This is a genomic window from Streptomyces yunnanensis (genome assembly GCF_029011865.1).
In the GTDB taxonomy this organism is placed as follows: Bacteria; Actinomycetota; Actinomycetes; order Streptomycetales; family Streptomycetaceae; genus Streptomyces; species Streptomyces yunnanensis.
This window is the reverse complement of sequence record NZ_CP095749.1, coordinates 4,616,885-4,635,295: the sequence shown is the minus strand read 5'-3', so window position 1 is coordinate 4,635,295 and position 18,411 is coordinate 4,616,885. Positions and strand designations below refer to the sequence as shown.

The window sequence follows — 18,411 nt, the reverse complement described above, 5'->3', positions numbered from 1 at the left end:
TCTTCCGCAGGAATTTAAAGACGCCTCAAAAGGTTGAAGTTCTCCCTGTCATGGTCGGCGCCTCCACGTGGCTCCGTGGGAGGTTCCGGAGCCTCTGGGGCGCGCGGAATTTATGGGGTTTCTGAGTGCGGCGACTCATGCGGGCTGGGGCGGATCGGGGTGGCTGGTGGACATGGAAGACATGTTGTTGCCGGTGGGGGAAGAGCGGGACTCGCGGGCCTGGGTGGGGCCGTTGGTTTCGAGCTTGGTCACGGTGGTGGCCGGGTTCTTTGCGCTTGGTGTGTTGGGGTTCTCGGCGATGGCTTGTGACTCGTGTAGCAGTGAGAAGGCGCATGGGTTTGATGCGAGCATCTCAACTGCCCTGGTGGTGCTGAAGGTTGGGTATTTGGTGCCGGCGGGGTTGCTTGTTGCGGCTTGGGGGTTGCCGTGGGAGCGGCGGAATGCCGGGCGGCGGGTGATGCTTGCGCTGTCGGCGCCGCTGGGGGTTGTGGTGCTGTTCGTTGCCTGTATGGCGATGGTGCGGTGGCCGTGAAGGGGCGGGCCGAGGGTGAGCGCGACCCGCTGGCATTGATGCCTCCGTTGATCTCGACCGGGGTCACGCTCCTCGGAGCGTTGGTGGTCGGCTGGCTGGCCTTCCTGACGCCTGTTCTGTTCGACCATGACTCGAACCGCACACGCATGGCGGAGAGGTATGAAGTCGGACTCGCGGTGAGTGCGTGTGGGCTTGTTGTGCCTTTGGCGATGCTGGTGATCAGTTGGGTGTTGCCGTGGCGGCGGCACCATCGTGGATCGAGGGTGGCCGCCGCAGTGCTGGCGCCGGTCTCGCTAGGGGCGCTCTACGTGCTCGTCCTCGTCCTGACCTTCGGGTTGTGAGGGCGCGGGCAGGCGGCCGAGGCGGCTGTCGGCGATGCGGAGGGTGTTGCCGAGGGCGTTGGTGGCGCGCATGAGCATCAGGCGGAGCATGAGGGGGCCGGCCGAGGAATTGCGCAGGGTCGTCTCGGCGTCGGTGTAGGCGACGGCGGCGTTGTGCATTTGTTGTTCCTCCATGCGGTCTGCCCTTCGGGAGAGGTAACCGTTGCCGTCGCCTGATGCGGCCAGGTAGCAGGGCCGTCCGTCCCATGTTTCCCAGGGGAGGAGGCGGAGGGGCGAGCCGGGTCGTTGGGCGTTGTCGGGGTCGTACTCGTAGCGCATGCGGGCGTCTTCCTGGCAGGGTCCGGCGGCGGCCGGATGGCTTCTGTGGATAAGTCACCAGGGTTGTGTCACCGCGCGTAGGCTTTCAATGGACAGAAAGTGACGGGGGTTTGGTCACGAGGGGGTGCGCGCATGAGCAACACGTACGGAGATTGGTTCAAGCAGCAACGGGAGCTGGCGGGACTGACGCAGCAGCAGTTGGCGGATGCGGCGATCATGACGCGGTCGCACATTGCCCATATTGAGGCGGGCCGGAGGGTTCCCTCCAAGGAGGATGCGGAACGCCTCGACAGGGCGCTGGGCACGGGAAACGTTCTCAGTAGCTTTCGGCCAGGTGGCGAGGTGGCGGTTGCCGACCGCTTCGCCGATGCGCTGGCGCTGGAACAACAGGCGACGATGATCTGGGAGTTCGCGAGCGCGCTGGTGCCCGGACTCTTTCAGACGGATGGGTACGCCCGTGCCGTCATGCGCACTGCCTGCCCACCGTGGAGTGATGAGGAGTGTGACCGGCTCGTCCGCACACGGCTGGGGCGAGCGGAGATCCTCGATGATCCGCTGACGCCGGTAGTGTGGGGTGTCCTGGACGAGGCGGTGCTCCGTCGTCCCGTCGGCGGGCAGGCTGTGATGGCAGAGCAGATCATGCACTTGGTCCGTCTGGCCGAGAGAGGCCGGGTCCGGATCCACGTGTTGCCGCTGGGTCTGGGCGCTGCGACGCTCATGCAGGGGCAGTTGAAGCTGATGTGGTTCTCGGACCAGCCTCCGGCGGGCTACACCGAGTGCGTGTCCAGCAGTTTTCTGCATGATTCGCCAGCCGTGGTTCAGGGGCTGCAAAGCAAATACGCTCTGGTGCTGAGTGATGCACTACCGCTGCAGCAGTCACTGGCCCTGATGAGGGCACAAGCGAAGGAGTACGGACACCATGGCTGAGGAAACCATTCCGATGGCCGCAACGCTGAACGGCTGGCGTAAGTCGTCGTACAGCGACAACGAAGGGGCTGATTGCGTCGAGGTGATCGACGGTCACCCCCACGGCATACCCGTCCGCGACTCCAAGGCCCCGCACGGGCCGGCGATCGTGGTTCCGGCGGGGGCTTGGAGTGCGTTTGTGGATGCCGTTAAGGGCCAGGCGTTCGGCGGGCGTTAGGCGAGTACGCGGCCCAACGTGGCGATTGCCGTGGTCAGTTCGTGCTCGGTGATGGTCAGGGGCGGGGCCAGGCGGATCGTTGAGCCGTGGGTGTCCTTGACCAGCACGCCCTCGGACATGAGGCGTTCGCTGATGGCGCGGCCGGTGCCCAGGGCGGGGTCGATGTCGATGCCGGCCCAGAGGCCGCGGGCACGGAAGGCGGTGACGCCCTTGCCGAGGAGTTCGGTGAGGCCGGAGTGCAGGACCTTGCCCAGGTCGGCGGCGTGGGATTGGAACTCGCCGGTGGTGAGGAGGTCGACGACGGCCGTGCCGACGGCGGCGGCCAGCGGGTTGCCGCCGAAGGTGGAGCCGTGTTGGCCCGGGCCGAGGACGGACATGACCTCGCGGCGGGCGACGACGGCGGAAACGGGGACGATGCCGCCGCCGAGGGCCTTGCCGAGGAGGATGACGTCGGGGACGACCTGTTCGTGTTCGACGGCGAGGGTGGTGCCGGTGCGGCCGAGGCCGGACTGGATTTCGTCGGCGATGAAGAGGCAGTTCGCGCGGCTGGTCGCGGCGCGGACGCCGGCGAGGTAGCCGTCGTCGGGGATGATGACGCCGGCCTCGCCCTGGATGGGCTCGATCAGGACGGCGGCGGTGGTGTCGTCGATGGCGGCTTCGAGGGCGGCCAGGTCGTTGTAGGGGACGGTGCGGAAGCCGGGGGTGTAGGGGCCGAAGTTGGCGCGGGCCTCGTCGTCGTCGGAGAAGCTGATGATGGTCGTGGTGCGGCCGTGGAAGTTGCCGCCGGCGACGACGATGGTGGCCTGGTCGGCGGGGACGCCCTTGACCTCGTAGGCCCATTTGCGGGCGAGCTTGATGCCGCTCTCGACGGCCTCGGCGCCGGTGTTCATGGGGAGGACCATGTCCAGGCCGGTGAGCTCGGCCAGTGCGCCGGCGAACTGCCCGAGGCGGTCGTGGTGGAAGGCGCGGGAGGTGAGGGTGAGGGCGTCCAGCTGGCGGTGGGCGGCCTCGATGAGGGCCGGGTGGCGGTGGCCGAAATTGAGCGCCGAGTAGCCGGCCAGCATGTCGAGGTAGCGGCGGCCCTCGACGTCCTCGACCCAGACGCCCTCGGCGCGGGAGATGACCACGGGGAGGGGGTGGTAGTTGTGGGCCAGGACCGGGGCCTCGGCCTCGATGAGGGAGGCGGAGGAGCGGCGGGTGTCGGTGGGCGCAGTCGTCATGGGCGAAGCTCCTGGGTGCAGCACTTGATGCCGCCGCCGGCCTTGTGGAACTCGGAGAGGTCGACGGGGACGGGGACATATCCGCGGGCGGTGAGTTGGTCGATGAGGTGCGTGGCCCGGGGGGCGACGAAGACGTGGCGGCCGTCGGAGACCGAGTTGAGGCCAAAGGCCAGGGCGTCGTCGCGGGTGGCCAGCACGGCGTCCGGGAAGAGCTGGCGGAGCACTTCGCGGCTGCCGGGGGAGAAGGCTTCGGGGTAGTAGGCGAGGGCCGCCCCGCCGGCGCCGCCGGCCCCGTTGCCGCCGGTGCCATTTCCGTCGGCGGGGAGGCCGGCGGCGGGGAGGCCGTCGTCGAGGACGAAGAGGGCGGTGTCCAGGTGGTAGAAGTACGGGTCGGTCAGCTGGAGGCTGATCACCGGGCGGCCGAAGAACTCCTGGACCTCGGCGTGTGCGTCGCGGGTGGTGCGGAAGCCGGTGCCGGCGAGGAGGTAGCGGCCGACGGGGACGAGGTCGCCCTCGCCCTCGCAGGGCGACTCGGGCCGGTGGAGGTCGTAGCCGGCGCCCTTGAACCAGATCTCGTACTCGTGGGACTCGGGGCGGCGCTGCGGGGCGTGGAAGAGCGAGCCGAAGGCCCGACCGCCCACGACGACGGCGGAGTTGGCGGCGAAGACCATGTCGGGCAGGCCGGGGGCCGGCCGGACGGTCTCGACGGTGTGGCCGTGGTCGCGGTAGGCGCGGACCAGGTCCTCCCACTGCCGCAGGGCGAGTGCGGTGTCGACGTCGGCGTCCTCGCGCATCCAGGGGTTGATGGCGTACTCGACGGCGAAGTGGGTGGGCCGGCAGAGCAGATAGCGCCGGGCGCGCGGGGTCCGGGGCGCCCGGGTGAGCGCGCCGCCGGGGTGGGTCATGGGCACAGAAAGGGCCTCCGCTTCCTGGGGTCCGTATCCACTGCCCGCCGGTCGGCACGACGGTCCGCACGCTCCGTTGGTCCGTACGGTCCGTCATGGGTCGTCACCGGGGGCAATACACGGTACGAAGCGGCGGATTCCGGCCACAAGAAATGAATGATGCGCAGGTACGCAGGAATGCTGCTTGTGGCGGATGGCTACCGCTGGTTTGCTGCGCGCCGTGGCGTCTGAGGATGGACCCGAGCGCCGTCGCCGGCCCGGCCGGCGGCCTGGTGGGCGGCCCGGTCGTCGGGGCGGGCGGCGGACCGGTCGTCGGAAGGACGGCGGGCACCGGCCTCGGGGCTGTCCGGGAGGAGGTGCGAGAGCACCATGTAGCTGATCGTCTTCCGGATGAACGGCTCGGTGCGGATGCGTTCGAGGACCTCCTCGAAGTGCTCGACGTCGGTGGCGCGGACGTGCAGCAGGGCGTCGGCGCCGCCGGTGACGGTCATCGCGGCGGCGATCTCCGGGTGGTTGCGGACGACCTCGGCCAGCCGCCGGGGCGGGGCGGCGCTGTCGCAGTAGACCTCCACGTACGCCTCGGTGAGCCACCCCAGGGCGGCGGGGCGGACGGTGGCGGAGAAACCGGTGATGACGTTGGTCTCGCGGAGGCGGTCCACGCGGCGTTTGACGGCGGTGGGGGACAGGCCGATGGCCGAGCCGATCTCGGCGAAGCTGGCCCGGCCGTTCTCGATCAGCGCGGCGACGATCTTGCGGTCCAGCTCGTCGAACGGCGCGGACTTGGTGCTCATGGTGCGGCCCTTTCTTCCTCTCCTCCTCGCGACCCCGGGCCGGGTCGTTACCCGTCCCCGGGGCGTGGGAGTGCAGTCACGTTAACCGGGACCGGCGGGTGGTGGCGCAGCGCCCGGGCGCCCGGGTAAATCCCCAGGTCAGGCATCTGTGCAGGTCAATGGTGGTGGCGTAACTCCGCCGTAACGGGGCTTGCTTAGCGTCGGGGGCCCGGCGTTCGCTCGTCGGGGCGCAACGGAGGCGGCGCGGCGGGGTGTGAGGAGGGCGGGCATGGACGCGGACGACGGCGGGGACGGCCACCGCGGCGGCGCGGTCGGCGACGGGCCGACGCGGGCGGACCGGGCGCGGCGGGTGGCGCATGTGCTGCGCGGGCAGGTGGTGCGGGGCGCGTTCCCCGGGGGCGTGCTGCCCGACGAGCGGGCGCTGGTCGCGGAGTTCGGGACCTCGCGCAACACGGTCCGGGAGGCGCTGGGGCTGCTGCGCGACGAGGGGCTGGTGGAGCGGCGGCGCGGGGTGGGGACGGTGGTCGTCGGCCGGACCTACGAGCATCCGCTGGGGGAGCTGTCCGGGCTGGCCGAGGTGTTGCAGCGGCACGGGACGGTGGTCAACGAGGTCCGGGCGGCGCGGATCGTGCGGGCACCGGGGTCGGTGGCGCGCCGACTGGAGCTGCCGGAGGGGAGCCGGGCGGTGTATCTGGAGCGGCTGCGGCGGGTGGACGGGATGCCGCTGTCCCTGGACTGTACGTACCTCATCCCCGAAGTGGGCGAGCCACTGCTGGCGTTGGGGCCGGAGCGGCTGGAGAACCGGGACGTCTTCGAGCTGATCGAGCGCGCGGCCGGGCGGCCGCTGGGGTCGGCGGAGGTCGCCGTGCGGGCGGTGGTCGCGGACCCGGCGACCTGCGCGGTGCTGGGGATGACGGCGGGCGGCGCGGTGCTGGCCGTGGACCGGCTGACGCGACTGGCGGACGGGCGGCCGGCCGACCTGGAGTTCATCCATCTGCGCGGGGACCGGCTGACGCTGCGGGCGCGGCTGGACCGGGCCCGGGAGGGGTGAGCCGGTGCGGTCGGGGCGGGTGCCCGCGCGGGCGCCGGTGACGTGCGCGCTGTGCCTGTGCGTGGCGCTGGTCGTCGGCATGGTCTCGGCGGTCAATCTGGCGATTCCGGATCTGTCCGCCGGGCCGTTGCGCCCGTCCGCGGCGGCGGTGGTGTGGGTGGTGGACGGCTATGTGGTGGTGTTCGCGTGTCTGCTGGTGCCGGCCGGGGCGCTGGCCGACCGACGCGGCCGCAAGGGCACGCTGCTGTGCGGGATGGCGGTGTTCGTCCTCGGCTCGGCGGTGTGCGCGGCGGCGCCACACGTCGGGGTGCTGATCGCGGGGCGGATGATCAGCGGGGTGGGGGCCGCGGCGGTGCTGCCGAACACCCTCGCGCTGCTGGTGGAGGGGCTGTCGGACGGGCCGCGCCGCCGGGCTATCGCGGTCTGGGCGGCCATGACGGGGCTCGCCGCGGTGCTGGGCAATGTGGGCGGGGGCGCGGCGATCCAGTACGGGAGCTGGCGGGCGCTGTTCGTGTGCGTGGTGCCGGTGGCGGTGGGCGCGTCGGTGCTGGTGGCGGTGGTCGCGCCGGTGGCGGGGCGGCATCCGGGGCCGGCCGCGCCGCTGGCCGCGGTCCTGTTCACCGGTGGGTTCCTGGCGCTCCTCAACGGGATCGTGAGCGGGCCCGGGGAGGGGTGGCTCGGCCCGTGGGTGCTCGGGTCGTTCGGGGTGGCCGGGGTGCTGCTGACGGGCTGGGCCCGGTGCGAACTGCGCTCCGCGCGGCCCCTGTTGGACCCCAGGGTGTTCGCCCGCCCCGCCGTCCGGGCCGGGGCGGTCGGGATGGCGGTGCTGTTCCTGGGCATGTTCGGGCTGTTCTACCTCAACGGCCAGTACCTCCAGTACGCGAAGGGGTACGGACCGTTCGGCGCCGGTGTGCGGCTGTTGCCGATGGCGGCGGCGCTGCTGGCGGGGCCCCGGTGCGGGCTGGTGCTGGAGCGCCGGTGCGGGCGGCGCGGCACGGTCGCCACCGGGATGCTCGTGCTGGCCGGCGGGCTGGCCACGGTGTCGGCCGCCGACGCCGGTACGCCGTACGCGCTCTACGCCGTCGGGGCCGGGCTGACCGCGCTGGGCTGCGGCACCGCGACCCCCCTGCTCTCGCACGCGATGATGTCCGCGCTGCCTCCGGAGGCCGCCGGGGTCGGCTCCGGACTGCAGAGCCTGACCCGGGAGTTGGGGAGCGCGCTGGGGATCGCGGTGACCGGGACGCTGACCGCGGCGGTGTTCACCGCCCGGCTGCCGGCGCCGCTGGCGGGGCCCGGGGCGCCGACGACGGTCGCGGCGGCCCAGGCCGCGCTCGGGGACCTGCCGGACCGGGGCGGGGAGCTGCGGACGGCGGTGATCGGGGCCTTCACGGACGGGCTGCACCTGGCGACGCTGGCGCTGGCCGCGGGGGTGGCGGTGGCGGCGGGGGCGGTCTTCCGGTGGATGCCCCGGGAGGGGGAGGGGGAGGCGGAAGCGGGGACGGCGCGCGCGCCAGCGCAGGGGGCGGGCCCCTGACGCGCACAGAGTGATCGTCGGACCACGGGGGTGATCGCCGGGCAGAAGCCCGAGGCGGGGGCCGGCCCCCGCCGTCTCCTCCGGCCGTCTCCCCCTGGCCTTCCCCCCGGCCATCTCGCCCCGGCCGCCCCCCTCCGGCCCTGTAGCCACACCCCCGCCCGGCCGCGCCTACCGCGGCTCCACCCGCTGGATCTTGGCCCGTGCGACCACCTCCGGACCCACTGTCGCGGCGCGGGCGATCAGCGCGCGGGCGTCCCAGTCGGGCGGCCAGCCCTCCCAGATGCGGAGCCGGCCGCCGACCACCACGGCGCGGATCTGGTCGCGGCCGGCCAGCCGGACGAGTTCCCAGCGCAGGTCGTAGGAGGGGGTGAGTTCGGGGACGGCGAGGTCCACGAGGAGGTAGTCGGCGGCCTGACCGGCGGCGATCCGGCCCGTGACGCGGCCCAGCCCGAGGGCGTCGGCGCCGCCCGCGGTGGCGTGCTCCAGCCACAGTTCCCCGGCGCCGCACACCGAGTCGCCCGACGCCAGCCCGTAGGCCAGCCGCTGGGCCGTCTCGGCCGCGTCGACCAGCCGGAAGCCGTCGCCACGGGTGCCGTCCGTACCGGTGCCGAAGCGGACGCCCAGCGCGGCCAGCATGGTGGCGTGCGCGACGGCGTTGCCCTTCCAGGCACTGGCCACCGGGTTGTAGCTGATCGCCGCGCCGGTGTCGGCCAGCTGCCGCATCTCCGTGGGCGTCAGGAGGGTGGCGTGCGCGCCCAGGGTGTGCGGGCCGAGGGCGCCGAGGTGGTGCAGATAGTCCACCGGGCGGCGGCCGACGCTCTTCAACGAGCGCTCCACGGAGGCCAGGTGTTCGTTGACGTGGATCTGGAGCACCGCCCCGGCCTCGGCACAGAGGTCGGCGGTCCGTTTGATGACCGGGCCGGTGGCGTCCTCGGGGACGGCGATGGCCAGGGAGGGGTGGACCAGCGGATGACCGTGCCAGCGCGCCAGGTGGGCCGGGCCGCCGGTCCCGGCGGAGACGATCTTGCCCAGGACGCACCGGATGCCGGCCTCCTCGGTGCCCTTGGCGATCGCGGCCACGTCGACCGGCGCCCGGGTCCCGGCGTCGGCGACGGTGGTGAAGCCGCCGCGCAGCGCCTCCAGCGCGGCCAGCTTCGCCGACAGATAGGCGCTCTCCTCGTCCAGGGCGTGTTCCAGCGGCTCCCAGACGGTCTTGAAGATCTCCGACGGCTGGCCGAACGACTGGGCCTTGCCGAAGCTCTGGGTCAGGTGGTGGTGGGCGTCGACGAAGCCGGGCATCAGGAGGTGGCCGGGCAGGCGGATCGGGGCGGGGCCGGCGCGGTGCGCGGCGAGGAGCCGGGCCGCCGGGCCGACCTCGCGGAAGGTGCCGTGCTCGACGAGGACGGCGTGGTCGCGCACCGGGCCGTCCGGCAGCAGCACCACCTCCGGGACGAGGAGCTGGCGGGGGCCGGCGAAGTGGTCGGGGCGGAGGCCGGGGTGGGCGTCCCGGGGCCGCGCGGAGGCGGTGCCGGCGCCCGGTCCGCCGAGCAGGCCGCCGGCGCCGGTCAGCCCGGCCACCCCGGCGAGGAAGCCGCGCCGACCGAGGCCGCCGCGGGGGCCGGCCTCTGCGGGCGCCGCGCCGGATGCCGCGTCGTGGGCCGCTGCGCTCCGTATGCCGTCGAGCCGTTCGCCGTCAGGTCGTTCGCCGTCCGGCCGTTGCACGTCCGGCCGTTGCGCGTCCGGACACCCGCCGGGAGCCCCGGCCTCCTGGGGCTCCCGGCCCCGCTGCTCGTTCGCCAACCCGCTCGCCTGCTTTCGTCGCCGCGTACGTAGGCGCGGCCGGGCCCGTGATCGGGTCGGCCGCGATGGGTGGCCCGACCCTAGGGTCGGGCCATAAAGCGGAACAAGGCTTTCGACATGCGGGATTTGGTGAGGTCGGGGAGGAGTGGCGCAACCCCGCGAGGGGCGTGGCGCGTCCCAGCTCACGGCGTGTGCCGAGGTCCCGTCCGGTGGCGTAACGTCGCCGAAACGCGACCTCCGGGGCGGCGGCCGGGCCATGGCCGAACGCCTGATCGCCACATGCGATCCTGGTGCGTCATGTTTCCGCCGGGCGGACGGTGTGCGTACGGCGACACGGGGAGGACGTCCGCTGCTGTGGTGGGCGGGTTGGCGATACGGGTGGACGTGCGGCGATACAAGGGTGCATCGATGAGACTCTGCTTCCTGGTGGAGGAGCAGTACCGCCACGACGGCATGCCGCAGGACGTGGTCGGTCAACTCCGCGCGTGGGGCCACCGGGTGGACGTGCTCTGGCCGGGCCGTTCGCTGATCCGGATGTCCGAGTTGTCCGGCGCGGTGGCGGAGGGCGACCATGACGCCTGGGTCCTCAAGACCGTCTCCGGCGGGCCCGGGCTGACCCTCCTGGAGGCCGCCGCGACCACCGGACTGACCACCGTGAACGACGTACGCGCCATACGAGGCGTCCGGGACAAGGCGCTCGCCGCGGTGATCGCGCGGGCCAGCGGGCTGCCGGTGCCGATGACGTACGCGGCGGTGCGGGCCGAGGAGTTCGCCGAGGTCCCCGAGGCGGAGTTCCCGCTGGTGGTGAAGCCCGCGGACGGCAGTTCGGGGCGCGCGGTGCGGCTGGTGGAACGGCCCGAGGAGCTGGCCGCCGGGGCCGGGGCGACGGCCGACGGCGTCGGCGCGGGCGACGGCATGCTGATCGCCCAGCCCTACGTCCCCAACTCCGGTACCGACCTGAAGGTCTACTGCGTCGCCGGCGACCTCTACGCGACCGAGCGCTGCTCCCCGCTGCACCCGGGGCGGGCCGTGACGGAACGGCAGGTGCCGCTGCCGGCCGAGGTCGCCCGGATCGCCGCCGAGATCGGCGAGGTCTTCGGCCTCGACCTGTACGGGGTCGATGTGCTGCTGGGACCGGACGGGCCGGTGGTGGTCGACATCAACGACTTCCCGAGCTTCCGGCAGGTGCCGGACGCGGTCGCCCGGGTCTCCGCGGCGGTGCTGCGGCTGGCCCGGCGCGGCACCGACCGCGCTCCGGTGCCGGCGCTGCCGTTCATCGGCCACCAGCGGACCCCGCGGCCGGCGGCGGAGACGGCCGGGGCGGTCGGGGGCGCACGATGAGGGTCGGCGTGATCAGCGCCGATCCCGGGCACCCGCTGCTGGCGGCGACGGCTGCGGTGCTGCGCGGGGACGGCCACCGGGTCGCCTTCGTCGGCCCGGACGGCGTGCCCCTCGCCGGGGGAGGGGAGCCGGGCGGGGCCGCCGCGCCCGGGGCGCTCGCCGACGTCTATCTGCTCAAGGCGCGGACGCCGCAAGCGCTGGCGCTCGCCGGCCGGCTGGAGGGCCGGGGCGCCCCGGTCGTCAACTCCGTTGCGGCGACGACCCGGTGTCAGGACCGGGTGGAGATGGCCGCGGTGGCCCGGGCGGCCGGACTGCCGTTCGCGGAGACGCTGCGGACGGCGACGGTCGGCGAGTTGGCGGCGGCCGGGCCGGACCTCGGCCTCCCGCTCGTCCTCAAGAGCCGCCGCAGCCGCCGGGGCGACCTCGTGGCGCGCGTCGACACCCCCGCGGACCTGGCGGAGCTGGCCGCGGCCCGGCCCGACGAGCCCGTGATCGTCCAGGAGTTCACCGACAACAGCGGATGGGACCACAAGCTGTGGGTCGTCGGCGGGCAGCTCTTCGCCGCCCGCCGCCGCTCCGAACTGTCCCCGGGCGGGCGCGGCCCGAACCAGCCGCTGCCGCCCGCCGCCCTCCCCTTCGCCTGGATCGAGGCCGCGCTGCACATCGGTGCGGTCTTCGGCCTGGAGGTCTACGGCGTGGACGTGCTGCACGCCGGGGCCGGCGCCGCGGTGATCGTGGACATCAACGCCTTCCCGGGCGTCCGCGGCCAGGTGGGGGCCCCGGAGGCGCTGGCGGCGCTGGCGCTCCGCCGGGCCGAGAGCGGTCCCGTATAGCCGATGCGACCCCTGCGTCACGCCGCTTCATCGCCAACTCAACTCGAAAGAGTGCCAGTTCAGCGCGGGTGTGACGCGATGCGCCTACGGCGGCGGACCCCGGGGTAGGGCTGCGCCGTCCATGGGGGTGCTTCGGCGCGCCCTCCTTCCGTACACACCGTCCGTGCGGAGGGGCATCGGTATCGGGAGAGGCCACCAACGGTGACGCAGCCGCAGCCCACGTCGCAACCCTTCACCTTGCCGCACTTCTACATGCCGCATCCGGCCCGGCTGAACCCGCACCTGGAGGCCGCGCGGGCGCACTCCAGGAAGTGGGCCCGGGAGATGAACATGCTGGAAGGTTCCGGCATCTGGGACCAGCGGGATCTCGACGCCCACGACTACGCGTTGCTGTGCGCCTACACCCACCCGGAGTGCTCCCAGGAGGCGCTCGACCTCGTCACCGACTGGTACGTCTGGGTCTTCTTCTTCGACGACCACTTCCTGGAGAAGTTCAAGCGCACCCTGGACCGGGAGGGCGGGAAGGCGTACCTCGACCGGCTGCCGGCGTTCATGCCGATGGATCCGGGCGCGCCCGTGCCGGAGCCGACCAACCCGGTCGAGGCGGGGCTGGCGGACCTGTGGCGGCGCACCGTGCCCGCGATGTCGCCGGACTGGCGCCGCCGGTTCGCCGAGAGCACCGAGCACCTGCTGAACGAGTCGCTCTGGGAGCTCTCCAACATCGACATCAACCGGATCCCCAACCCCGTCGAGTACATCGAGATGCGCCGCAAGGTGGGCGGCGCCCCCTGGTCGGCGGGGCTGGTGGAGTACGCGACCGGCGCCGAGGTCCCGGCGGCGGTCGCCGGCTCCCGCCCCCTCCGGGTCCTCAAGGACACCTTCGCCGACGCCGTCCACCTCCGCAACGACCTCTTCTCGTACCAGCGCGAGACCGAGGAGGAGGGGGAGTTGAGCAACGGCGTGCTGGTGCTGGAGACGTTCCTGGACTGCACCACGCAGGAGGCCGCGGACGCGGTCAACGAGATGATCACCTCGCGGTTGCAGCAGTTCGAGGACACCGTCTTCACCGAACTGCCGACGCTCTTCGCCGAGAAGGGCCTGGACCCGGCCGGCCGCGCCGCCGTCCTCGCGTACGCCAAGGGCCTCCAGGACTGGCAGTCCGGCGGCCACGAGTGGCACCTGCGCTCCAGCCGCTACATGAACGGCGGCGGGGCGGGCGCGCCCGGCAGCGCCGCGGCCCCCTGGTCGCCGCTGGTCTTCGGCGGGCTGGGCACCGAGGGCCTGGGCGCCTCGGCCGCCGACCTGGCGACGGCCCTGGCCTCGGCCGGCACCCAGCGCGTCCGCCGCCGCTCCCACGTCCCGTACGAGAAGGTCGGTCCGCCCCAACTCCCCGATTTCTGCATGCCGTTCACCGCCACCCACAGTCCCCACCTGGAGGCGGCCCGGCGCAACGTCGTCACCTGGGCGCACCGGATGGGACTGCTCCGGCCGCAGCCCGGCGTCCCGCTGTCCGGCATCTGGGACGAGGAAGCCCTGGTCCGCTGCGACTTCGCGCTGCGCGCGGCCGGTCCGCGCCCCGACGCCACCCCCGACGAGCTCGACCTCGGCACCCAGTGGCTGACCTGGGCCACCTACGCCGACGACTACTACCCCGCGGTCTTCGGCCGGACCGGCGACGTCGCCGGAGCCCTGGCCGCCACCCGGCGGCTGTCCGCCCTGATGCCGGTCGACGCCGCCGACCGGGCCCCGGAGCCGACCAACGCCCTCGAACGCGGCCTGGTCGACCTCTGGGTCCGTACGGCCGGGCCGATGGACCCGGACGCGCGCCGCGCTTTCAAGGCCACCGTCGACGCGATGACCGCCGGCTGGCTCTGGGAGCTGGACAACAGGGTGCTGCACCGCATCCCGGACCCGGTCGACTACATCGAGATGCGCCGCGCCACCTCCGGCTCCGGCCTCGCCATGGGCCTGAGCCGGCTCGGCCACGGCCGCCGGGTGCCGCCGGAGATCTACCGCAGCGGCCCGATGCGGTCGCTGGAGAACGCCGCCGCCGACTACGCCTGCCTGCTCAACGACGTCTTCTCGTACCAGAAGGAGATCGAGTACGAGGGCGAGGTCCACAACGGCATCCTCGTCGTGCAGAACTTCTTCGACTGCGACCACCCCACCGCACTGGCCATCGTCCACGACCTGATGACCTCCCGCATGCGCGAGTTCCAGCACGTCGCGCAGAACCAACTCCCCGTCCTCTACGACGACTTCGACCTCTCCGCCGAGGCCCGCGCCACCCTCGACGGCTATGTCGAGGAACTGGAGAACTGGCTCGCCGGCATCCTCACCTGGCACCGCGAGTGCGGCCGGTACCGCCCCGAACACCTCCGCCACCGGCCCGGCACGCCCGGCTGGACGCCGGGGCCGACGGGCCTGGGGACGTCGTCGGCACGCCTGACGGGGGCGCTCGGGGCGGCCCGCTAGGGCCTGTCGTCAAACTCCCGCCGTTCGCCCGGAGGGCGGGGTGGTGACGGAGCGCGGGTGGGGGACCGCGCAGGGCGACTGGTCCCCGGGAAGGGGCAGTCCGCGGCAAGTGATCCCATATGTCGTATTGCTTCTAAAATGGGCATGGTGCGGGCGCCTGTGACACCGCCGAGGACGCCGGTGGACCGCGACGGCAGCCACGCCGCGGCGGCGGCAGCGCCCGGGACAGAACCGGCTGCGACGGACTGGCGATGCGATGACCTCGGAGAATGACCGGCCGGACAGGTCGGGTCGCGGGGCGGGCGAGGGGCCGGGCCGGGCCTGCGACATCGCCACCGCGGCCGCGGCCGAGCTGGACGGGCGCGGGGTGGTGGTCTCCTGGACGCGGGCGGCGGAACGGCTGCTGGGCTACCCGGCGACGGAGGTCCTGGGGCGCAGCGCGGTGACGCTGCTGGCCGTACCGGGGGATGCGGCGCGGGTCGCCGCGGTGGCCCACTGGGCGGGGGACGGGTGGAGCGGGTCGGTGGCGGCGCGGCACCGGGACGGGCACGCGATCCAGCTGGCGGTGGAGGTGTCGCCGGTGATCACCGCGGCGACCGGCGGGACGGCCGCGCCCGAGCGGTGGTCGGTGGTCGCGCTGGAGGAGTGGCGGGTGCCCGGCGGCGGGGTGAACCAGCTGATGCTGGAACCGTTTCTGGCCCACGCCCCGGTCGGCATGGCCGTCCTGGACACCGACCTGCGCTACGTCTGGGTGAACGCGGTGCTGGAGCGCCTGATCCCGCTGGAGCAGCGGCTGGGGCGCACGGTCGCCCAGGTGCTGCCGCGGGACGAGGCCGACGCCTTCGAGGAGCGGATGGGGCAGGTGCTGAAGACCGGGAAGCCGGTCATGGACTACGAGTTCCGCACCCGCAACTACGCCGACCCCCAGCAGGAGCGGGCCTACTCGGCGTCGTTCTTCCGGCTCGCCGGCCCCAAGGGGCGGGGCGTGGGCATCTGGTACATGGTCATCGACGTCACCGAGCGCTGGCGGGCCCAGGAAGGGCTGGCGCTGCTGAACGACGCCAGCGCCCGGATCGGCAGCACCCTCGACGTGACGCGGACCGCGCAGGAGCTGGCCGACGTGGCGGTGCCGCCGCTGGCCGACTTCGTGGCGGTCGATCTGCTGGACTCCGTGCTGCGCGGCGAGGAGCCGGAGCCCGGGCCGGTGGACAGCACCCCGACGATGCGGCGGGCCGGGCAGCGGTCGGTCCGCGAGGGGTGCCCGGAGGCCGCGCTGGCGGTCGGCGAGGCGGTCCGGCGGCAGCCGTGGTCGGCGATCGGGCGGTGCCTGCTCACCGGGGAGTCGGTGGTGGAGCCGCTGCTGAACGCCGACAGCACCTGGGTGGCCGAGGACCCGCGGCGGGCCGACGTGGTGCGGGAATACGGGTTCCGGTCGGTGATGGTGGCGCCGGTCCGGGCCCGCGGCATCACGCTCGGCGCGGCGACCTTCGTCCGCTCCCGGCGGCAGGGGCTCTTCGACGCGGACGACGTACGGCTGGCCGAGGAGTTGGTCGCCCGCGCCGCGGTGTGCCTGGACAACGCGCGGCGCTTCACCCGCGAGCGCACCGCGGCCCGGATGATGCAGCGCAATCTGCTGCCGCACGCGCTGGCCGGCGGGGTGGCGCTGGACGTGGCGTCCTGGTACTTCCCGGCGGACGTCCCGAGCGGGGTGGGCGGCGACTGGTTCGACGTGATCCCGCTGTCGGGGGCGCGGGTGGCGCTGGTCGTCGGGGACGTCGTCGGGCACGGCATCGACGCCGCGGCCACCATGGGCCGGCTGCGGACCGCGGTCCGGACCCTGGCCAACCTGGACCTGCCGCCGGACGAACTCCTCGCCCGCCTCGACGACTTGGTGATCGGGCTGATGGAGACCCGCCGGGACGGTGGCGCGGGCGCCGACGACGGCACGGCCGCCACCGCGCTGGGATTCATGGGCGCCACCTGTCTGTACGCGGTGTACGACCCGGTCAGCCGGTCCTGCACGATGGCCCGCGCCAGCCATCTGCCGCCCGCGGTCCTCGCCCCCGACGGCGCCGTGGACTTCCCCGACCTGCCCGCCGGACCGCCGCTCGGCCTGGGCGCGCTGCCCTTCGAATCGGCCGAACTGGAGCTGGCCGAGGGCAGTTTGCTGGCGCTCTACACCAACGGCCTGCTGCAGACCTACGACCGGGACATCGGGGTGGGCATGGCCCGGCTCGGTCGCGCCCTCGCGGAGCCCGGCGCGACGCTCGACGAGATCGGGGGGAACGTCGTGTCGGCGCTGCTGACCGGCCCGCCGTCCGACGACGCCGCGCTGCTGCTGGCCCGCACGCACGCCCTGGACGCCAGCCAGGTCGCCTCCTGGGACCTGTCCGCCGACCCGGCGGTGGTCGCCGGCGCCCGCAACCTCGCCGGGCGGCAACTGGCGGCGTGGGGGATGGAGCCGCTGCGCTTCACCACCGAACTGGTCGTCAGCGAACTGGTCACCAACGCCATCCGGCACGGCAGCGGCCCGATCACCCTGCGCCTGATCCGCCAGGACGCCGCCCTGATCTGCGAGGTCTTCGACACCGGCAGCACCGCCCCGCACCTGCGGCACGCCCGGACCACGGACGAGGGCGGCCGCGGGCTGCTGATCGTCGCCCAGCTCACCCGCCGCTGGGGCACCCGCTACACGGCCAACGGAAAGATCATCTGGGCGGAGCAGGGGCAGGGGGAACCGCCGCGGGAGTCCTCGGGGGAGGCGCCGCGGGAGACGCCAGGGGAGAGGCCGGGGGAGCCGGCGCCGCCCGTCCCCGCCCCGCACGACGCGGGCTGACGCAGACTGACGCGGCATCAGTCACCGTGCGGCCCCCACCGCTGTCGCCGACGCCCCTGCCCACGCACCGTCAACATCCCGCCAGCGCCGTACAGTTCACGTCCCTTCCGGGCGAACGAACGGGCGGTGGCGCTGCACGACGCACCACGACGCACCACGACGCATCTCGAAGTACCTCGGGGGTGCAGCTCGATGTACCCCCGATCCGGGGGCGCTCCCCCTCGTCCCCGGCCCGCGCGCCGGGCATCGTGGTGGACGGGTCGAGCGCGCAGGGTCACCGTCGCTGACACGGCGTCCGCGACGCACCCGCGTGCCTTGCACCCCTCGGATCCACCACGCCCGGAAGGACACCGTCACCGATGAACGCCCTGAAAGCCGCGCTCTGGTGCGTACTGGCCCTCGCCGCCGTCGTCAACGCCTTCACCAGCCTCGCCTTCGACGGCGCTCAGCAGGTCGTGCTGAGCGTCGGCACCGGCACGGCCGTCATCGCCTCGGCCGTGGTCCTGTTCCTGATGCGCGAAAGGCGGCGCCCCTGACGCGGTTTCCTTCCACCGCGTCGACCGCGAGCGACCACCCTCCCACCCACAGTGACATGTACAGCATGTCTGAATTTTCACATAAAACCCTTGTTGGTGGTGGATGTCCGTCGTAGTGTCGGAGGTGTCGCGGACAGAACGTTCCTCCGGAACGCACCGCACGGGACGCCCCGGCGGGAACGCGCCGAATCGCCGTACAGAGCACGGTCCGGCTGAAGACCGCGGCGCACAGTCCGATTTCTCAGGAGGCGAAGATGACCTTCAAGGCATTCTTCCCCCGCAACCGCATCGAAGGCGGAGGAGGCGGCGGCCACGGTGGTCGCGGTCGTGGTGGAGGCTGGGGCTACGGCTACGGACGCGGCTTTGGCTACGGACGCGGCTACGGACGCGGCTTCGGCTACGGCTACGGATTCCGCGGACGCGGCGGACGTGGCTTCGGCTTCTTCCGGTGACATCCCGTCCGTTGCCGTGCCGGTGAAACGGCACACGACAACTGACGATCACTGACATGTGATTCGGGCCGACGGACCCGACGCACAGCCCGAGGCGGGCTCGCACGTGCGACGCGAGCCGGCCTCGCGGCCTGCCGGACCCCGCGATCAACGACCCGCACCACACGTGGCGACCATGCACCCCCGTAAGGCAGAACTGCCCTACCCCGTACCGGAGTCCACCGGCCCGGAGCCGGAACCGGACCCGTCGCGGCAGCGCGAACCGGCACCGACCCGGGGCCGCTCGCCGACACCGCCGCAGC

At 73.2% G+C, this 18,411-nt stretch carries 17 protein-coding genes; 12 read left to right on the top strand and 5 right to left on the bottom strand.

The annotated features are described in order from the left end of the window. The first annotated feature begins 172 nt into the window (after window positions 1-172). Complete coding sequence (locus MOV08_RS19955) at window positions 173-532, top strand: hypothetical protein (protein ID WP_275311836.1); 360 nt, start codon at window positions 173-175, stop codon at window positions 530-532. Then, window positions 523-873, top strand: coding sequence for a hypothetical protein (locus tag MOV08_RS19950; RefSeq protein ID WP_275308369.1), 351 nt, complete (start codon window positions 523-525; stop codon window positions 871-873). The genes MOV08_RS19955 and MOV08_RS19950 overlap by 10 nt, the downstream gene beginning before the upstream one ends. Here MOV08_RS19950 and MOV08_RS19945 read toward each other — a convergent pair. Beyond that, window positions 826-1,191, bottom strand: coding sequence for a hypothetical protein (locus MOV08_RS19945; protein WP_275308368.1), 366 nt, complete (start codon window positions 1,189-1,191; stop codon window positions 826-828). The genes MOV08_RS19950 and MOV08_RS19945 overlap by 48 nt on opposite strands. Window positions 1,192-1,323: 132 nt before the next feature. Here MOV08_RS19945 and MOV08_RS19940 point away from each other — a divergent pair, with 132 nt between their 5' ends. Then, entirely contained in the window at window positions 1,324-2,118 is a 795-nt protein-coding gene (locus MOV08_RS19940) for a helix-turn-helix domain-containing protein (protein WP_275308366.1), read from the top strand. Beyond that, entirely contained in the window at window positions 2,111-2,335 is a 225-nt protein-coding gene (locus MOV08_RS19935) for a DUF397 domain-containing protein (RefSeq protein ID WP_275308364.1), read from the top strand. The genes MOV08_RS19940 and MOV08_RS19935 overlap by 8 nt, the downstream gene beginning before the upstream one ends. Here the strand turns inward: MOV08_RS19935 and rocD are convergent. From rocD to MOV08_RS19920, 3 genes are all read right to left on the bottom strand, one after another. Next, complete coding sequence (rocD, locus tag MOV08_RS19930) at window positions 2,332-3,555, bottom strand: ornithine--oxo-acid transaminase (RefSeq protein ID WP_275308363.1); 1,224 nt, start codon at window positions 3,553-3,555, stop codon at window positions 2,332-2,334. The two genes, MOV08_RS19935 and rocD, sit on opposite strands and share 4 nt — an antisense overlap. Further along, a complete protein-coding gene (gene ddaH / locus MOV08_RS19925) occupies window positions 3,552-4,460 on the bottom strand; it encodes a dimethylargininase (protein ID WP_275308361.1) in 909 nt (302 codons plus the stop codon). The genes rocD and ddaH overlap by 4 nt, the downstream gene beginning before the upstream one ends. A 197-nt stretch (window positions 4,461-4,657) precedes the next feature. Continuing rightward, on the bottom strand, window positions 4,658-5,251 hold the full coding sequence (locus tag MOV08_RS19920) for an Lrp/AsnC family transcriptional regulator (RefSeq protein ID WP_052286809.1): 594 nt from the start codon (window positions 5,249-5,251) through the stop codon (window positions 4,658-4,660). Between the two features lie 268 nt (window positions 5,252-5,519). Here MOV08_RS19920 and MOV08_RS19915 point away from each other — a divergent pair, with 268 nt between their 5' ends. Next, window positions 5,520-6,302: a GntR family transcriptional regulator gene (locus MOV08_RS19915; RefSeq protein ID WP_275308359.1), complete on the top strand. Its 783-nt coding sequence runs from the start codon at window positions 5,520-5,522 to the stop codon at window positions 6,300-6,302. 4 nt (window positions 6,303-6,306) lie between these two features. After that, complete coding sequence (locus MOV08_RS19910; protein ID WP_275308357.1) at window positions 6,307-7,836, top strand: MFS transporter; 1,530 nt, start codon at window positions 6,307-6,309, stop codon at window positions 7,834-7,836. 168 nt (window positions 7,837-8,004) lie between these two features. On the opposite strand, the gene MOV08_RS19905 is transcribed toward MOV08_RS19910, so the two are convergent. Next, a complete protein-coding gene (locus tag MOV08_RS19905; protein WP_420834190.1) occupies window positions 8,005-9,558 on the bottom strand; it encodes an amidohydrolase family protein in 1,554 nt (517 codons plus the stop codon). 486 nt (window positions 9,559-10,044) lie between these two features. On the opposite strand from MOV08_RS19905, the gene MOV08_RS19900 reads away from it, so the two are divergent. The 6 genes from MOV08_RS19900 (at window position 10,045) to MOV08_RS19875 (ending at window position 18,109) form a co-directional block, all read left to right on the top strand. Further along, on the top strand, window positions 10,045-10,977 hold the full coding sequence (locus tag MOV08_RS19900; RefSeq protein WP_039634384.1) for an ATP-grasp domain-containing protein: 933 nt from the start codon (window positions 10,045-10,047) through the stop codon (window positions 10,975-10,977). Then, the gene (locus tag MOV08_RS19895) at window positions 10,974-11,810 is read left to right on the top strand and encodes an ATP-grasp domain-containing protein (RefSeq protein ID WP_275308356.1); all 837 of its coding nucleotides are present in this window, start codon (window positions 10,974-10,976) and stop codon (window positions 11,808-11,810) included. The genes MOV08_RS19900 and MOV08_RS19895 overlap by 4 nt, the downstream gene beginning before the upstream one ends. Window positions 11,811-12,062: 252 nt before the next feature. Further along, a complete protein-coding gene (locus MOV08_RS19890) occupies window positions 12,063-14,285 on the top strand; it encodes a terpene synthase family protein (RefSeq protein WP_275311834.1) in 2,223 nt (740 codons plus the stop codon). 256 nt (window positions 14,286-14,541) lie between these two features. Next, the gene (locus tag MOV08_RS19885) at window positions 14,542-17,121 is read left to right on the top strand and encodes a SpoIIE family protein phosphatase (protein WP_275308355.1); all 2,580 of its coding nucleotides are present in this window, start codon (window positions 14,542-14,544) and stop codon (window positions 17,119-17,121) included. 359 nt (window positions 17,122-17,480) lie between these two features. Next, entirely contained in the window at window positions 17,481-17,657 is a 177-nt protein-coding gene (locus MOV08_RS19880) for a hypothetical protein (RefSeq protein ID WP_159030874.1), read from the top strand. 254 nt (window positions 17,658-17,911) lie between these two features. Next, entirely contained in the window at window positions 17,912-18,109 is a 198-nt protein-coding gene (locus MOV08_RS19875; protein WP_039634380.1) for a hypothetical protein, read from the top strand. Window positions 18,110-18,411: the final 302 nt, after the last annotated feature.

What these genes read in the sequence shown, in the direction of transcription:
- MOV08_RS19955 (WP_275311836.1), top strand. Translation starts at nt 173, where the DNA reads ATGGAAGACATGTTGTTGCCGGTGGGGGAAGAGCGGGACTCGCGGGCC.
- MOV08_RS19945 (WP_275308368.1), bottom strand. Translation starts at nt 1,191, where the DNA reads ATGCGCTACGAGTACGACCCCGACAACGCCCAACGACCCGGCTCGCCC.
- MOV08_RS19940 (WP_275308366.1), top strand. Translation starts at nt 1,324, where the DNA reads ATGAGCAACACGTACGGAGATTGGTTCAAGCAGCAACGGGAGCTGGCG.
- MOV08_RS19935 (WP_275308364.1), top strand. Translation starts at nt 2,111, where the DNA reads ATGGCTGAGGAAACCATTCCGATGGCCGCAACGCTGAACGGCTGGCGT.
- rocD (WP_275308363.1), bottom strand. Translation starts at nt 3,555, where the DNA reads ATGACGACTGCGCCCACCGACACCCGCCGCTCCTCCGCCTCCCTCATC.
- ddaH (WP_275308361.1), bottom strand. Translation starts at nt 4,460, where the DNA reads ATGACCCACCCCGGCGGCGCGCTCACCCGGGCGCCCCGGACCCCGCGC.
- MOV08_RS19920 (WP_052286809.1), bottom strand. Translation starts at nt 5,251, where the DNA reads ATGAGCACCAAGTCCGCGCCGTTCGACGAGCTGGACCGCAAGATCGTC.
- MOV08_RS19915 (WP_275308359.1), top strand. Translation starts at nt 5,520, where the DNA reads ATGGACGCGGACGACGGCGGGGACGGCCACCGCGGCGGCGCGGTCGGC.
- MOV08_RS19900 (WP_039634384.1), top strand. Translation starts at nt 10,045, where the DNA reads ATGAGACTCTGCTTCCTGGTGGAGGAGCAGTACCGCCACGACGGCATG.
- MOV08_RS19895 (WP_275308356.1), top strand. Translation starts at nt 10,974, where the DNA reads ATGAGGGTCGGCGTGATCAGCGCCGATCCCGGGCACCCGCTGCTGGCG.
- MOV08_RS19890 (WP_275311834.1), top strand. Translation starts at nt 12,063, where the DNA reads ATGCCGCATCCGGCCCGGCTGAACCCGCACCTGGAGGCCGCGCGGGCG.
- MOV08_RS19885 (WP_275308355.1), top strand. Translation starts at nt 14,542, where the DNA reads ATGACCTCGGAGAATGACCGGCCGGACAGGTCGGGTCGCGGGGCGGGC.
- MOV08_RS19880 (WP_159030874.1), top strand. Translation starts at nt 17,481, where the DNA reads ATGAACGCCCTGAAAGCCGCGCTCTGGTGCGTACTGGCCCTCGCCGCC.
- MOV08_RS19875 (WP_039634380.1), top strand. Translation starts at nt 17,912, where the DNA reads ATGACCTTCAAGGCATTCTTCCCCCGCAACCGCATCGAAGGCGGAGGA.